Source organism: candidate division KSB1 bacterium, from assembly GCA_024655945.1.
GTDB lineage: Bacteria > Zhuqueibacterota > Zhuqueibacteria > JANLFK01 > Oleimicrobiaceae > Oleimicrobium.
The window spans coordinates 184,684-200,596 of the sequence record JANLFK010000006.1 but is presented as its reverse complement, the minus strand read 5'-3'; the positions used below and the strand labels follow the sequence as shown (position 1 = coordinate 200,596).

The window sequence follows — 15,913 nt, the reverse complement described above, 5'->3', positions numbered from 1 at the left end:
CCGCGGAGGGAGGAAAAGAGTTGACGCCATTGTCGCGCTTGAGCGCAACTTTGATTCTTGCGGTGCTGGGGAGCGCCTGCGGGCCGTGCCTCGGCGAGGGGAAGGCCACGAAGGTGCCGCGTCCGGCCATCCCGTGGGCGCCGAGGCTGTACCAATGCATGCGGGGCAGTGGGTTGACCATCGACGGCGCCCTCCAGGAGCCCGCCTGGCAATCGGCAGCGTGGACGGAGGACTTTGTCGACATCGAGGGGGAGGGGAAGCCTGCGCCGCGTTTCCGCACGCGTGCCAAGATGCTCTGGGACGACTCGTGCTTCTACGTGGGCGCCGAACTACAGGAGCCCCACCTGTGGGCAACGCTGCGGCAGCGCGACACCGTGATCTTCTACGACAATGACTTTGAGGTGTTCATCGACCCGGACGGCGACACGCACTTGTACTACGAGCTGGAAGTGAACGCCTTGGGGACTGCTTGGGACCTGCTCCTGGTCAAGCCCTACCGGGACGGCGGGCCGGCGGTGAACGCCTGGGACATCCGCGGCCTGCGTCTGGGCGTGGGGCTGAAGGGCACCCTCAACAATCCCGCCGATGTGGACAGCGGCTGGAGCGTAGAGATTGCCATGCCCTGGGAGGTGCTCGGGGAATGCGCCGCGCACAAGGGCCCGCCCGTGCCCGGCGAGTACTGGCGCCTGAACTTTTCGCGCGTGGAATGGCGAACGCAGGTGGTGGCCGGAAGGTACGAGAAAGTCAAAGATCCGGCCACCGGACGGCCGCTGGCTGAGGACAACTGGGTCTGGTCAGCGCAAGGGGTGGTCAATATGCACTATCCCGAGATGTGGGGATTCGTGCACTTTGTGGCAGGCCCCGACCTGCTCGCGCCTCTGCTGATGCCTGCAGGCGAGGAGGCAAAATGGTGCCTGCGCGAGCTCTACTATGCGCAGTGGCAGCACCATGCGGGTCACGGTAGTTTCGCGGAAAAGGTGTGCCTCCTGTCCCTGTCTGAGTCTCAGCACCGGCGGCTCCGCCTGTTTGTCGGACCCGGGAGCTTTTTCGCCTGCTGTGCCGGCGATGATGGAGGAACGTGGTGGATTGCACAGGACGGACGCGTGTGGAAGGAGTGAACAGGGCGTGACGTGATGAACCTCACCTTTCTTGACTGGGCCATTGTCGCGGGTATGTTTCTGTTCACGGCGGCGGTGGTGTTGGCCAGCAGATCGTACATGCGCAGCGTGGCGGATTTTTTGGCTGCCGGACGCACCGCCGGGCGCTATGTTATCAGCGTGTCGCAAGCGATGGCCGCCTTGGGGGCCATCACCGTGGTGGCCACCTTTGAGATGAACTACTACGCTGGCCTGCCTATGACCTGGTGGGGGTTCTTGATGACGCCGGTGGTGGTCATCATCACGGTGACCGGGTGGGTGGTCTACCGCTTTCGGCAGACGCGCGCGCTCACCATGGCCCAGTTCTTCGAGATGCGCTACAGCAGGCGCTTCCGCATCTTCGCCGGCACCTTGGCCTTTGTTTCCGGCATCATCAACTTTGGCATATTCCCGGCGGTGGGTGCCCGCTTTTTCATCTACTTCTGCGGGTTGCCGCAGAGCGTGTCGATGGCCGGCGTCTCCATCCCTACCTTTCCGCTCACCATGGGCGTGCTGCTCTCGATGTCGCTGACGTTCGTCTTTGCCGGCGGACAGATTGCGGTAATCATCACCGACTTTGTGCAGGGGTTGTTTGCCAACGTCGTCTTTGTGGCGCTGGTCCTTCATTTCATGCGCGTCTTCGACTGGTCGCACATCGCCCAGGCGCTGCAGTCAGCCCCTGCCGATGCCTCATTGATCAACCCGTTTCACACCAGCAAAGTCGAGGACTTTAACCTGTGGTACTTTCTCATCGGCGTGTACGGGGCGGTCTACAGCACGCTTTCCTGGCAGGGCACGCAGGGCTACAATGCCTCTGCCAAGAGCGCGCACGAGGCCAAGATGGCGGGTGTGCTGAGCAACTGGCGCGGCTTTCCCCAGAACATGATGCTGCTCTTTCTGCCCATCTGCGCGTACACGGTCTTGCACCATGCTGCCTTTGCTGAACAGGCGGCGCAGGCGGAGCAGGTGTTGTCCGGCATTGCGAACAAGGCGGTGCGCAGCCAGCTGACTGTGCCCATGGCGCTGCTGCACTTCATGCCGCAGGGTCTTTTGGGCGCATTCGTGGCGGTGATGCTGGCGGCCCTGGTGAGCACCGATGAAGCCTATCTGCATTCCTGGGGCAGCATCTTCATCCAGGATGTGCTGGTGCCATGGCGAGGCAAACGATTAGAGCCGCGCGAGCACATCAAGTGGTTGCGCCTGTCCATCTTAGGCGTCGCCGTGTTCAGCTTCTTTTTCAGCCTCCTTTTCAAGCAGAGTGAGTACATTCTGCTGTTTTTCGCCATCACCGGGGCCATCTACGCGGGTGGATCCGGGGCGGTGATCATCGGTGGTCTGTACTGGAAGCGCGGCACCACGGCCGCAGCCTGGAGTGCGCTCATCACCGGCTCCACGGTGGCGGTAGCCGGCATCGTCTTGCAGCAGCTGATCCCGGATTTTCCCATCAATGGCCAGGTCTGCTGGTTCATTGCCATGGTCAGCTCGACGCTGGTGTACATCGTGGTCTCTTTGCTCCACCGCGGCCGGCCGTTCGACATGGACCGGCTGCTGCACCGCGGCCGCTATCGGCTGGCGGAAGAGCATCAGGAGGCTGGCGTGGAGCCGCAACGCGGATGGCAGGTGCTGGGCATGGGAAGGGAATTCACCCGTGGCGACCGGGCGCTGTACATTGCCACTTATACCTGGACCGCCCTGTGGGTGGCCATTTTTGTCGCCGGCACTATCTACAACCTCACGCACCAGGTGCCCGATACGTCCTGGTTGACTTTCTGGCGCAGCTACCTGCTCATTGGCACGATGATCGCCATGGTGGTGACCGTCTGGCTGGGGCTGGGAGGGCTCCGCGACGCGCGGGATATGCTCCACCGTCTGGCTACCATGAGGCGGGATGCCCACGATGACGGTACCGTGGAGCATACCCCAGGCCGCGGCGCTGGTCTTTCCTGACCGGCGGCGCGGGTAGCACTTGGTATTTAAGGGCGAAATGTGGCCCACGACTCTGGGCCGTTTGCCCAGAAGACGACAGACTGAAGAGGTGAACCATGGGTGCACTCACAGGCTCCACGCCAGCCGTTGAGCTCATCTCCTTCTCCAACCGCACCAAGGAGGAGGGCCGCTTGCTCCGACGCTTTGTGGACTTTCATTGGGAGCACTATCGGGACGACCCGCAGTACGTTCCGCTCTTGGACTTTGAGTACCTGGGGTTCAAGCTCCTCGGCATCCAGGGGTTTTTCGAGCCGCAGAACCTTTTTTTCAAACACGCCGACATGCGCTTTTTCCTGGCGGTGCGTCGCGGTCAGACCGTGGGACGGTGCAACGCCTTTGTGAACCATCGCCACAACGAGCGCTGGCAAGACCGCGTCGGCTTTTTCGGGCAATTCGAATGCTTCGACGACCAGACCGTTGCCGATGCCCTGCTGGAGGCGGCTGCGGCGTGGCTCAAGGAGCAGGGCATGGACACCATGCGCGGCCCCCAGAATCTGCCGGTCAACGAGGCCACCCCGGGGCTGCTCACCGAAGGTTTCGCCTCCCGCCCGGTCATGTACTACCACTACAACAAGCCGTTCTACGAGCGCCTGCTGACCACCGCCGGCTTTGCGCCCATCAAGAGGGTCAAGTCCTGGGAAGTGGCGGTCATGAACCCGATGGAAGAGAAGCTCGTGCGCGTGGCCGAGAGGGTCATCAGGCGCTACGGGGTGACCATAGAGACCTGGGACCAGCGGCCGCTGGCGGTGCGCAAGAAGGAGATGTTGGAGATTTACAACGATGCCTGGCACGACAATTTCGGCTTCGTGCCGTTCACTGAGGAGGAGTTCAGCAAGATCATCGACGACATGCAGCTTATCATGGACAAAGGGCTGTTCATCTTCGTCTACGTGCGGGGCGAGCCGGCAGGCTTCTTTGGCGGTGTGCCCAACATCACCGAGCGCATGCGCCCCCTCCTCTGGTGCCGTCGCTGCGGACTGTTGCGCGCGGCGCGCATGCTGCTCACCAAGGGGAAAACCACCGGGTTCCGGCTCGGCTATCTCGGCGTGAAGCAGAAATTTCGCCGCTTGGGACTGGATGGGGTAATGTTGTGGCAGCAGAAAATCTATGCGCAGAAGAAGGGCTACCAGTATTGCGACATGGGATGGGTTCTCGAGGACAACGTGATGGTGGTCCGCCTGGTGGACATGATGGGCGGCATCCCCTCGAAGACCTACACCATCTACCAGCGGCCCATAGCGTGACTTCGCCGGGTTCAAGAAAGGTTGCGGTGTGACGAACCATCCAGGAGGGTCGACTATGAAGACGAGAACGATGGCTTTGTGTGCGGTAGTGGTTCTGGTAGCGGCGAGCGGCGCGCCTGCACAGCAACGGGCGTTCGACGGGCTGTCCATGGGCTTGGGCACGTTGCCACTGCTGTCCCGCGCGCAGACGCGCTCCATCAGCCCGGAGAACTTTACCGGGGAAAAGGGCAAGGGCGGGATGGCTACTCTTGAGCAGGGGACCGCAGCGCAGGCAGCGCGCGACTTAGGCGTCGGCTGGAAGGTGGCGCCCTACATCATCATCGAGCCGAAGAAGACATTCGTCTTGGCCGAGATCAAGGGGCCAGGTGCCATCCAGCACATCTGGATGACCCCCAGCGGGAATTGGCGCTTCAGCATTCTGCGCTTCTACTGGGATGACGAAAAGACCCCGTCGGTGGAGGTGCCGGTGGGCGACTTTTTCGCCTGCGGGCTGGGCAAGTACGCCCAGATCAGTTCGCTCCCGGTCTGTGTCAATCCGGGCAGCGCTTTCAATTGCTATTGGGTAATGCCCTTCCGCACGTCGTGCAAGATCACCATGGAGAACTTGGACGACCAGAAGATGACCCTCTACTACCAGATCGACTACACGCTCACCCCCGTGCCGGAGGATGCGGCCTATTTCCATGCGCAGTTCCGGCGCACGAATCCGCTCCCCTTCAAGTCCGTGTACACGATCTTGGACGGAGTGAAAGGCTGGGGGCACTATGTGGGCACCTACATGTGCTGGGGCTCCCACAGCAGCGGCTGGTGGGGCGAGGGCGAGATCAAGTTCTACAGCGACGGCGACAAGGATTTTCCCACCATCTGCGGCACGGGCACAGAGGACTATTTCTGCGGCTCCTATGGGTTCGTGGTGGACGACCAGTATCACGAGTACACCACGCCCTATTCCGGTATGCCACAGGTGCTGCGCCCCGATGGCCTGTGGAATTCTCAGCAGCGCTTTGGGCTGTATCGATGGCACATCATGGACCCGGTGCGCTTCGAGAAGGACCTCAAGGTGACCATTCAGGCCCTGGGATGGCAGTCGGGCGGGCGCTATCGGCCGCTACAGGATGACATCTCCTCGGTGGCTTTCTGGTACCAGCGGGAGCCGCACGCGCCGTTTCCGCCCCTGCCGGACCGGGACTATCTGGAGCTGAAGTGAAGCACCTGCCGCCGGCACCTTATGCCCCCGAGCGAGCCACGGCGGCGAGGTTGTGGCGCAAAAAAGGCCTCCACATGACGCAGTGGAGGCCTGGCAGTGCGGCAGATGAAACGCCTTTCAGGCAGTGACTTCCTCCCGGACTAAGCAGGCCACGGTGCGGAAGTCCACCTTGCCGCTTCCCATCTTGGGCATGTCGGGGAGCACCACAAACTGCTTTGGCAAGGCAATGGCAGGAAGTTCTTTGGCAAGCGCTTTGAGGATGGCCCTCTCGTCCACCTTGCGCGTGACGGCGGCAACGATCTTGGCCCCCTTCTTAGACTCGGGCACGTCCACCACGCAGCAGCTTACGCCCTCAGGGAGGAGTTTCTCCAAGAGGACCTCGGTGCGCACCAAGGAGACCATCTCGCCGCCGATCTTTACAAAGCGCTTCAGGCGGCCGCGGTGCCAGAGGTAGCCGTCCTCGTCCAGCACCCCCATATCGCCGGTGTCGTACCAGCCGTCGCGGATGCGCAGCGAGGTCTCTTCCAGGTCGTCGAAGTAGCCTTTCATGACCAGGTCGCCTTTGACCAGGATCTTGCCTTCCTTGTTGGGGGGGAGTTGTCTGCCGGTCTCCACGTCCACGATCTTCACCTGCACGCTGGGCAGGGGCAGGCCGATGCTGCCTGGACGGTTGTACTCCGGGGTGTTGACCGATACCACTGGACTGGTTTCGGTGCAGCCATACCCCTCGAGCAGTACTTTCCTGTGCTTTGACCAATAACCTTCGCGGAGCAATTCTGGCGTCTTGTCTGCCCCGGCGACGAGCAGGCGCAGCGTCTCAAAGTCGCCCGGTTTTGACTCCCGTAGGTAGCCGGCGAAGAAGATGGGCGTGGCGGCAATCATCGTCGCCTTTTCTTCGCGGATGTAGACGGGGATGTTCTTATAGTCCAAGGGGTTGGCACAGGTTACGGCGGTCATGCCGACCATCAATGGCAGCCAAAAGTTGACGGTGTAGCCAAACACATGGAAAAGCGGCAAGATGGCCATGAGCACGTTCTCTTCATGGAGATCGAAGACTTGCCGTGCGTCACGAACATTGGAGCCGATATTGCGATGGGTCAGCTCCACCGCCTTCGGTTCCTTTTCGCTGCCGCTGGTGAAGAGGATTACTACGTCGTCGTCCTCCTGGGCGGGCGGTAGGGTGCGGAGGATGGCCCCCCCAGGAAGCTTGGAGCGAAGGGCAGCGGCGAGCTTGTCAGCGGTGCCGATCGTTGTCATCAAGTCTTCCAAGAAGACCATGCCCGGAACGATGGGGCAGCGGATGCGTTCCAGCAGCGCCCGTGAGGTGATAATGGTGCGAAAGCCGCACTTGTTCTGCGCATATTCGCAGTTGTCGGCGGCCCCGGTGGAATAGTTGATCATGACCGGCACCTTGCCAGCCATGAGCACCCCTAAGGTGGCGAGAAACGCCCCTGCAGAGGTCGGGATCATCACCCCGACAAAACCCTCAGGGTACTTCCGGAACTTTTTCGCGAGGATGAGTGAGGCGATGAGGGCTTTGGAATAGGTCACCCGCTTGTCGGTAGTACGGTCGATAATCGCCATCCTCCCGCCGAGCCTCTTTGCGTTCTTGATAAACTCGTGGTGAAGGATCATAGAGCCTCCGTCGACGTTCTGTTTCTTTCACCAGCAACTCATGAACGGCGTTCAGTGCCCATATTTACGCAAAAAATCTGAAAAAGTCAACATGAATTTTCGCCGAGCGGGGCGTGCTACGGTGCGGCGCCGGGTCGCCTTCTGGTGGGCGAAGGAACGGAGCGTAGAAGAAAGCGGGAATGCGGCCGTCGGATGAGCGCCACAGCTCGGTTCATGCAGGGGAGGAGACTCGGGGAGGTGGCGAGCGCCGAAATGCCTGTGGGACGCAAGGCTCATTTGCGCACGGACCCCGGGGCGTGCGTCCGGTGGGCTGTTTCTGATCCCAACCAAGGAGGAACCGAGCATGCGCTGCCTGCACGTTTCCGGGAACGATCGCGACCATGTGTACTGCTCCGAGGACGCCTGTCCGTGTGGACTCGCGGGGGCGGTGCTCCCGCGGGGGAAAGGCTACGTCAACCTCTCCGAACAGGTCGTGGAATTCCGCAGGGACTGTCTCATCGAGGAGGAGCCGCGCCTCAAGATGCAACGCCTCCAGGACGAAATGGGCGCGAGCATTTTTGCCCTCCCCGGGGTCTTTGCTCCAATCCTCATGTGCGAGCAGGGCGCAAGGAAGAGGGGCATTGACTTGGAGGTGGCGGCAGAGGACGCCGCGCACTGGTGGCAAACCGGGCTGGTGACTCTGCGCATCACCCCCTTGCCGGCCAGGCACCCTCGGACGCCAAAGCGAACCGGGGCGCAGGCAGGAAGTGGCGGCAATTCTGGAGGTGACCGGCCAAGGTCTGCTCAGGCAGGGTTGGGATTCGCGACGTGGAGCCGCTGGCGGGAGTAAAGCCCACAAGGGCGGGGCACCTGCGGAGAGGGAACCTGGGACAACCGCCCATGTGGCGATTCCCTGCCGTGGCATGCTGCTGACGGAGAGACACAGGGGATGGCTGGTACGGGAGGGTACACTGATGTTCCTACGGCACGGTGCAGCGAGGAGAAGGCGATGAGAAGGGCTGTGATAGTGCTTATTCTGCTGGTCACCCATGGAGCCATGGGACAGGCCGTTGCGCGGCCGGTGGGGGAGGTGAACCCGCGCCACATGGAGGTGGCGCAGGAGATGGTGCGAAGGGCGCTCAGTGACACCGTGGGCTACCACCTGCTCCGCCAGCTGGCGGCGATAGGTCCGCGCCTGGTGGGTTCGCCAGCAAGCATGCAGGCGATCCGCTGGGCAGAGCGCACCATGCGGCAGCTTGGTCTGGAAGGGGTGCGCTTGCAAGAGGTGACCGTGCCGCATTGGGAGCGTGGAGAAAAGGAAGTGGCCGAGGTCGTCTCCCCGAAGCAGCTGAAAGGGAAGCGCCTGCACGTGGCTGCCTTGGGCGGAAGTGTGGCCACGCCCAGCGGCGGCACCCGCGGCCAGGTCATCGAGGTGCGTGGCCTCGAAGAACTCCGCGCCCGACAAGACGAGGTGCGTGGCAAGATCGTCTTCTTCAATCGACCCATGGAAGTCCACCTGGTGGATACCTTTGCCGCCTACGGGCGGGCCGTGGACCAGCGGGTGCAAGGGCCTGCCGAAGCCGGCAAAGCAGGCGCCGTGGGAGTCATCGTCCGCTCCGTCACCACCAAGCCCGACAATGTGCCGCATGTCGGCACCCTGCACTACGGCGAGGCGCCGCGTCTGCCCGCAGTGGCCATCGGCCTGCAGGATGCCGACCGCCTGGCCGGCTGGCTGCACACCTATGGCCAGGTGGAGGCGTTGCTGCGACTCTCATGCCGCGATTTGGGCCGGACCCTCTCGTACAACGTCATCGGCGAGCTGCGCGGCCGTGAGCTGCCTGAGGAAGTGGTGGCCGTCGGGGGACATTTCGATAGCTGGGATCAGGGCGATGGCGCCCACGACGATGGAGCCGGCTGTGTGCAGGCGCTGGAGGTGCTCGACTTGCTCAAACGAGTGGGCCTCCGGCCGCGACGCACCGTACGCGTGGTCTTTTTCGTCAATGAGGAATTTGGCCTGGACGGGGCACGCGCCTACGCGGAGCAAGCTGCCGCCAGCGCCGAGTGCCACTTAGCCGCCATCGAGAGCGATCGGGGAGCCTTTACGCCTCGCGGCTTCTTTGTCGATGCCGCCGACAGCATCGTGGCGCGGATGCAAGACTGGCTTCCGTTGCTCAATCAGGCCCTCGTGGAGTGGGTGCGCAAAGGGGGGAGCGGCGCCGACATCGCTCAGCTCAAAGGCACCAAGGCGCTTATCGGCTATGTGCCGGACACGCAGCGCTACTTCGACTATCACCACTCGGCTAACGACGTGTTTGCTGCGGTGCACCCCAGGGAGTTCGAGCTGGGCGCTGCCGCCATGGCCATTCTCGCCTACCTCATCGCCGAGGAGGGATTGTGAGTTGCGAATCGCCATTGCTGACTGGTGCGGCGCAGGCGGCCAACAGGAGGTCCGCGTAAGAGCAGGCCACCTTGTCCGACTTGGCTATGGCGAACGCGGCACAGAGCTCGTCGAGTCGCCTCTTAGCAGCAGCTGCCTGGGTGGGCCGCCTCAGCATTGCCTCGAACTCAATGAATGAGCCCAAGCCTTTGACGCGGTCCAGGTGGATGCGCACGTTGTCCAGCAGGTAGAGCGTTCTCCGCTTGTCGACGACGACCACCACCTCCAGGGCCATGCTGAGGGCCTGGCACAACTTCTTGCCGTCGAGCACCGCACAGACGAGGTAACGGCTTTCGCGCGCCGTGGGCGTGTCGCGACGATGATAGGCGATGAGCTCGGCAGGCTCTCCTGGCACGCAGCGCACCTTGAGCCTGCCGGAAGGGGTCGCAAAGTAGGTGTCCACCTGTCGACGCTGCCACTGGCGGACTGCGCCAAGCCTGCGGGCGACCTGCGCGGCGCGGCGCAAGTCGGCACAACGGGCCTTGAGTTCGCTATTCAGCATGAGCTTCTCTCCGATGAAGGGTACGTACCAACCGTGCCTGCGTGCCTCCTCATGCGCGTCCCCCCGCGCCCGGCGGCAGGCTCGGGGAAGAAGGGCCATCTGCGCGCGGGAGCGCTGCCGACGCGCAGCCAGCTCAACGCGCCGAAAAAAGCTATTGAAAGTCTGCCCAATTTGCAATACCTTTGTTAGGCCTCGGCGCAGAGATTTGCTGAAACCTGACGCCCCGTGGCTCGTATAGAGGCGCGAACGCCCGCCCACCTGGGCCTTTGGATGCGGCGTTGCAGGTTTGTCGATGAGCGGCCCACCAGTGGAGGATGACAAATGCACTTCCCGCGAAAATCAGTGGCATGTCTAGCAATCTTGCTGTTGTCCACCGCCTGGGCTCAAATCACCGTACCGCCCGCCGGGTTATCCTCGATCACCTCGCCCGAGATATACGCACATGCTGCCTTCTTGGCTGCTGATGAGATGAAGGGTCGCGATACGCCGAGCCCTGAGCTCACGCGCGCGGCCCAGTACATCGCCGCCGAGTTCGCTCAGTACGGGCTTTCTCCGGTTGGCGCGAATGGCAGCTTCCTTGTGCCCTTCCGCATGGAGCGCATTGCCCTTTCTTCGCCCAACTCGCTGGTGGTCATTGAAGCCGGTGGCGAGCGCGAGTTTCGCATCAAGGAGGACTTTGTCCCGATTCACCTCTCTGGCAGTCGGCAAGCGGAGGGGCCAGTCGCTTTTGCCGGCTACGGCATCACCGCACCAGAGTTCGGCTATGACGACTACCGCGACCTGGATGCCTCAGGCAAGTTTGTTCTGCTGATGAGCCAGGAGCCGCAAGAGAAAGACAGCACCAGCATATTTGACGGCGCCAAGGACACCGAGTACTGCAAGGTACTGACCAAGGCACAGATCGCCATCGACCATGGGGCCGTGGGGCTGCTGCTGGTCAGGAATCCGAACAACTCCCGCTTCCGAAGGCCACCCAATGTGTGGCCGGAACTTATGAACCGTCCGCCTGCCGATGCCAGGCCTCCGCTCACCTTAGCGGGCGGACAAGAGGGGCGCCTGGTGGCGGCCTATGTCGGTCGCGATTTTGCCGAGTATCTGCTCGCCTCTTCGGGCAAGACACTGGCGGAATGGCAGTCCCTCATTGACGAGAAATGCCAGCCCCATTCCTTTGCCATTCCGGACAAACGGGTGCGCCTGCAAGTGTCCCTGAGCGCAGAATTCGACTCAGCCTATAACGTGGCCGGGTATTGGCCCGGGGCCGACCCGGTTCTCAAAGACGAGCTTGTGGTCATCGGGGCACACTATGACCATGTGGGGGCGCGCGGCGATACCGTCTACAACGGTGCGGACGACAACGCCTCGGGCACGGCCGGGCTGCTGGAGATTGCCGAGGCGTTTGCCAGCTGCGGCGAGCGCCCGCGCCGAAGTATTCTCTTCTTGGCCTTTGCCGGCGAGGAGAAGGGCCTTTTTGGCTCTCGCTCCTACGCCGACCACCCGCTCTTTCCGCTCGAAAAGACCGTGGTCATGCTGAATCTGGATATGATTGGCCGCAACGATTCGAACATGGTGGCGGTCATCGGCAGCAAGACGAGCACCCGACTGACGCAGACCAACCGGCAGGCCAATGCGCTGGTGGGAATGGACCTGTCCTACGATTGGGATCGCTTTTTCAGGCAGAGCGACCACTATTCCTTCTACCGCAAACATGTGCCGGTGCTTTTCTTCAACACCGGCGACCACCCCGACCTGCATCGCCCGAGCGATGATGTAAACAAGCTCAACCCGCAGAAGATGGCGCGCGTAGGACAGCTCGTCTTCGCCACCGCCTGGCTGGTCGCCAATGAGGAGGAGCGTCCGGATTTTGTGGAGGTGAGTGATACAGTGCCAGGAGGGGAGCAGGCGCCCTCCCGCACACGCTAAGGCGGCAGAAACCCGCCCTGAACTCAGAAGGAGGAAAGGATGATGAAGCGAGGACAATGCGTGTTGTGTGTGGGCTCGGCGCTGTTGGTGGCGGTTGCCATGCTCATCGCTGCCTGTGCTGGGCCAAAAGCCTTCAACTACGGGAATGCGGATACCGGTTTCAACTTGGCCTATCGCGCCGCAAAGGGGCAGACGCTAAAGTATCAGATGACCAACGAGACCCGCCAGAGCCAGGAGATGATGGGCCAGGAGATGGAGGTGACGTCCACGCAGAACTTAGGGTGGACGCTGCGCTCCTTGGGGCCGTCGCCCGAGGGAAACGTGCGCTGGCAGATCACCTTCGACCAGATGCTGACCACCGGCAAGGGCCCACAGGGAGAATTCACCATCGATGGCAAGGAGCTGGTCGGCAAGTCCGCTGAGCTGGTTACCGCACCCAACGGCAGGGTGGTCGCCAAGGTCGGTTTCGACAAGTTGCCCAAGATGAACATCATGGGCCAGGAGGTCGAATTGGCCAATCAGTTCCGCCAGTTTTTGGCTCCGCTTCCCGGAAAGGCGGTGAAGTTAGGAGACACGTGGGAAGAGACGCGTACCGACACCGTCAAGCAGAGTGGTCTGGACGTGGTCATCTCCTCGAAGACCCTGTACATGCTCGCCGAGCAATTGACCCACGAAGGCGTTGAGTGCCTGAAGGTGAAGACCCAAGGCAGCTTTACCGTGAGCGGTGAGGGGAGCCAGATGGGCGCCAACATCAGCTTCGAAGGAGAAGGAGAGGAGAACGGCCATTTCCTGTTTGCCTACAGGACGGGCACGCTGCTGGAGGTGAAGAGCGACAGGCTCATGGAGGGCACAGCGGCAGTGAGCGGCCCGGTGGATATGGCCATCCCCATGACCCAGGAGGTCAAGTCTACCCTTCGCCTGGTCAAGTAGAGGCAAATGCCGGCGGCCCTGCACCGCGAGGGAAGGTGCAGGGCCGTTGCCTGCCTATGCGTCCACCCCCTGCCGTCTCTCTCAAACCACTCTCGTTTGCTCCTCTCTATGGCTCCCGCCGAGGCCGCCTAACAAATACTATGCCACAGGCAAGAAAAGAAGCTTGACAATGAGGGGCGATTCTCTTATATTAGGGCGACTCCGTTGAAGAGGAGTGCCCTATTCGGGAGGAGCGTTTGTTGCAGGTTACTCCGGAGGAGGTACAGCACGTCGCACGGCTGGCACGACTTCATCTGCAGCCCGATGAGGTGCCGCGTATGGCGGCCGAGCTTTCGCGCATTGTGGACTATATGGCTCAGCTGCAGCAGGTGGACACCACAGGAGTGCAGCCCATGGAGCAGCCCGAAGTGACGGTGCAACGTGTGCGCCGAGACGTGGTCAGACGAGGCCTCAGGCGCGAGGCAGCCCTGGCCAGGGCGCCGCGCTCTCGGGCCGGCTTCTTCAGCGTGCCTAAGGTGCTGCGGTAGGGGTGGCGATGCGTGCTGTTGGCATAATCCCCGCGCGCTGGGATTCCAGCCGCTTCCCTGGCAAGCCATTGGCGGACATCGCCGGCAAGCCGATGATCCAATGGGTCTATGGGCGGGCGCAACGTGCCGCGCTCCTCTCCCAGGTGATCGTCGCCACCGACGACGAGCGCATCGAGGAAGCGGTGAGGGCATTCGGTGGCGAAGTGGCCATGACGCCACGCAAGGTGGCCTCCGGCACCGACCGTGTGGCCCTGGTCGCCAGGGACATGCCAGTGGAGATCGTCGTGAACATCCAGGGCGACGAGCCATTGATCGAACCCGGCTCGATCGACCAAGCCGTGCGGCTGCTCATCGACGACCCCGAGGCGGTGGTCGGTACCTTAGCGCGCGAGGTGAGAAACCCAGAGGAGCTGACCGACCCCAATACCGTGCGCGTGGTGCTGGACCGCAAGGGGTACGCGCTGTACTTTTCTCGCGCTGCCATCCCCTTTGTGCGGGACTGCCCGAACCCCGAGGAGTGGCTCGACCATGCCACCTTTTACAACCACATCGGGCTGTACGTGTTCAGGCGAAGTTTTTTGCTCAAGTACGCTACCTTGCCCCAGACGCCGCTTGAGAAGGTGGAGAAACTTGAACAACTGCGCATACTGGAACATGGCTTCCGCATCCGCGTGGGGATCACCAACAGTGTGCCGCTTTGCGTGGATACCCCTGCCGACTTGGAGCGTGTGAGGGAGGAAGTGAGGAACAGAGGATGGTGAGCGGCGCCAAACAGACTAAGTACATCTTTGTGACCGGCGGGGTGGTCTCGTCGCTGGGCAAAGGGATCGCCTCCGCTTCCATTGGCCGCTTGCTCAAGGCGCGCGGCCTCAAGGTCACCATCATCAAGTTCGACCCCTACATCAATGTGGATCCGGGAACACTCAGCCCCTACCAGCACGGCGAGGTCTTTGTGACCGACGACGGTGCAGAGACGGACCTCGACTTGGGGCACTATGAGCGCTTCATCGACACCGACATGTCCGCGCGCAACAATGCCACCACCGGCCAGATTTACTTCACCGTCATCAAGAAAGAGCGGCGGGGCGACTACTTGGGCAAGACCGTGCAGGTGGTGCCGCACATCACCGATGAGATTCAGCGGCGCATCCTGCAGGTGGCCCGCGAAGGGGAGCACTTTGACGTGGTGATCGCCGAGATCGGGGGCACGGTGGGCGACATCGAGAGTCTGCCGTTCTTGGAAGCCATCCGCCAGTTCTGCCTAGCAGTGGGGCGAGAGAACGCTTTGAACGTGCACTTGACGCTGGTGCCGTACATCCGTGCCGCGGGTGAACTGAAGACCAAGCCGACCCAGCATTCGGTGACGCGCCTGCGCGAGATCGGCATTCAACCGGATATCCTGCTCTGCCGTACCGAGGTGCCGTTGAGCCGGGAGCAGCGAGAGAAGATTGGCCTCTTTTGCAGCGTGCCGCCCAACGCGGTCATCGAAGCACGGGATGTGGAATCCATCTACGAGGTGCCGTTGGTTTTCGAGAGCGGCGGGTTGGCCGACCAGATTGTCGAGCTGCTCAAGCTCAGATGCGACAAGCCCGACCTGGCTACTTGGAAGGCTTTCGTGCACAAGGTGAAGAACCCCAGCGCCTTTGTGCGCGTGGCCATTTGCGGCAAGTACGCCGGCCTGCGCGACTCCTACAAGAGCATCGTCGAGGCGTTTGTGCACGCCGGCGTAGAGAACGACGCACGCGTGGAGCTGAAGTGGATTGATGCCGAGGAGCTGGAGAAGACCGGCCCCGAGGGGCGCTTGGACGATGTGTCGGGATTGCTGGTGCCGGGCGGCTTTGGCGAACGCGGCATAGAGGGGAAAATGGCGGCGGTGCGCTACGCCCGCGAGCACAAGTTGCCCTTCTTTGGCATCTGCCTGGGGCTGCAGTGCGCGGTGATCGAGTTTGCCCGCAACGTCTGCGGGCTGGAGGGCGCCAGCAGCCGCGAGTTCGACCAGGGCACGCCGTACCCGGTGATCGACCTGATGGAGACGCAGGTGGACGTCACCCAAATGGGCGGGACCATGCGCCTGGGTGCCTACACGTGCGAGCTGGACAAAAAGTCGTTGGCAGCGAAAATCTATGGTCGCACCACCATCTCCGAGCGCCACCGCCACCGCTATGAGGTGAACAACAAGTACGTCCCCTTGCTGCAAGAGAAGGGGCTGGTGGTCAGCGGGCGCAACCCGGACACGGGATTGGTGGAGATGATCGAGCTGCCGTCGCACCACTGGTTTGTGGCCGGTCAGTTTCATCCTGAGTACAAGTCGCGAGTGCTCAAGGCGCACCCGCTGTTCCGCGCGTTTGTACAGGCGGCCTTGCAGCACAAGGAGAGGTGTAGCGGCAACAGAACGGCGTAGGTCTGGAGC

The 15,913-nt window shown here is 62.2% G+C and carries 13 protein-coding genes; 11 read left to right on the top strand and 2 right to left on the bottom strand.

From position 1 onward, the window contains the following. Positions 1-20 precede the first annotated feature (20 nt). The 4 genes from NUW13_09755 to NUW13_09740 all read left to right on the top strand — a co-directional run bounded on the left by NUW13_09755 (position 21) and on the right by NUW13_09740 (position 5,573). The gene (locus NUW13_09755) at positions 21-1,118 is read left to right on the top strand and encodes a carbohydrate-binding family 9-like protein (protein MCR4439307.1); all 1,098 of its coding nucleotides are present in this window, start codon (positions 21-23) and stop codon (positions 1,116-1,118) included. A gap of 15 nt (positions 1,119-1,133) precedes the next feature. Then, positions 1,134-3,083 (top strand): sodium:solute symporter, encoded by a 1,950-nt coding sequence (locus tag NUW13_09750; GenBank protein MCR4439306.1) that lies wholly within the window; start codon positions 1,134-1,136, stop codon positions 3,081-3,083. Positions 3,084-3,178: 95 nt separating this feature from the next. Beyond that, a complete protein-coding gene (locus tag NUW13_09745; protein ID MCR4439305.1) occupies positions 3,179-4,366 on the top strand; it encodes a hypothetical protein in 1,188 nt (395 codons plus the stop codon). A 55-nt stretch (positions 4,367-4,421) separates the two neighbouring features. Next, the gene (locus tag NUW13_09740; GenBank protein ID MCR4439304.1) at positions 4,422-5,573 is read left to right on the top strand and encodes a DUF2961 domain-containing protein; all 1,152 of its coding nucleotides are present in this window, start codon (positions 4,422-4,424) and stop codon (positions 5,571-5,573) included. A gap of 117 nt (positions 5,574-5,690) precedes the next feature. On the opposite strand, the gene NUW13_09735 is transcribed toward NUW13_09740, so the two are convergent. After that, positions 5,691-7,208, bottom strand: coding sequence for an AMP-binding protein (locus NUW13_09735; GenBank protein MCR4439303.1), 1,518 nt, complete (start codon positions 7,206-7,208; stop codon positions 5,691-5,693). A gap of 343 nt (positions 7,209-7,551) precedes the next feature. Between NUW13_09735 and NUW13_09730 the strand changes: the two genes are divergently transcribed. Together NUW13_09730 and NUW13_09725 are read left to right on the top strand one after the other, a co-directional pair. Continuing rightward, a complete protein-coding gene (locus tag NUW13_09730; protein ID MCR4439302.1) occupies positions 7,552-8,037 on the top strand; it encodes a hypothetical protein in 486 nt (161 codons plus the stop codon). A 159-nt stretch (positions 8,038-8,196) separates the two neighbouring features. After that, positions 8,197-9,585 carry a M20/M25/M40 family metallo-hydrolase gene (locus tag NUW13_09725; GenBank protein MCR4439301.1) on the top strand — a complete coding sequence of 463 codons (1,389 nt, stop codon included), beginning with the start codon at positions 8,197-8,199 and terminating at the stop codon, positions 9,583-9,585. Here NUW13_09725 and NUW13_09720 read toward each other — a convergent pair. After that, on the bottom strand, positions 9,563-10,126 hold the full coding sequence (locus tag NUW13_09720; protein MCR4439300.1) for a class IV adenylate cyclase: 564 nt from the start codon (positions 10,124-10,126) through the stop codon (positions 9,563-9,565). The two genes, NUW13_09725 and NUW13_09720, sit on opposite strands and share 23 nt — an antisense overlap. A 321-nt stretch (positions 10,127-10,447) precedes the next feature. On the opposite strand from NUW13_09720, the gene NUW13_09715 reads away from it, so the two are divergent. From NUW13_09715 to NUW13_09695, 5 genes are all read left to right on the top strand, one after another. Then, positions 10,448-12,046: a M20/M25/M40 family metallo-hydrolase gene (locus NUW13_09715; protein ID MCR4439299.1), complete on the top strand. Its 1,599-nt coding sequence runs from the start codon at positions 10,448-10,450 to the stop codon at positions 12,044-12,046. A 39-nt stretch (positions 12,047-12,085) separates the two neighbouring features. Further along, on the top strand, positions 12,086-12,976 hold the full coding sequence (locus NUW13_09710) for a hypothetical protein (protein MCR4439298.1): 891 nt from the start codon (positions 12,086-12,088) through the stop codon (positions 12,974-12,976). A gap of 236 nt (positions 12,977-13,212) precedes the next feature. Then, positions 13,213-13,503 (top strand): Asp-tRNA(Asn)/Glu-tRNA(Gln) amidotransferase subunit GatC, encoded by a 291-nt coding sequence (gene gatC / locus NUW13_09705; GenBank protein ID MCR4439297.1) that lies wholly within the window; start codon positions 13,213-13,215, stop codon positions 13,501-13,503. 8 nt (positions 13,504-13,511) lie between these two features. Continuing rightward, positions 13,512-14,264, top strand: a complete 753-nt coding sequence (kdsB, locus tag NUW13_09700) for a 3-deoxy-manno-octulosonate cytidylyltransferase (GenBank protein ID MCR4439296.1) — start codon at positions 13,512-13,514, stop codon at positions 14,262-14,264. After that, entirely contained in the window at positions 14,258-15,904 is a 1,647-nt protein-coding gene (locus NUW13_09695; GenBank protein ID MCR4439295.1) for a CTP synthase, read from the top strand. The genes kdsB and NUW13_09695 overlap by 7 nt, the downstream gene beginning before the upstream one ends. Positions 15,905-15,913: the final 9 nt, after the last annotated feature.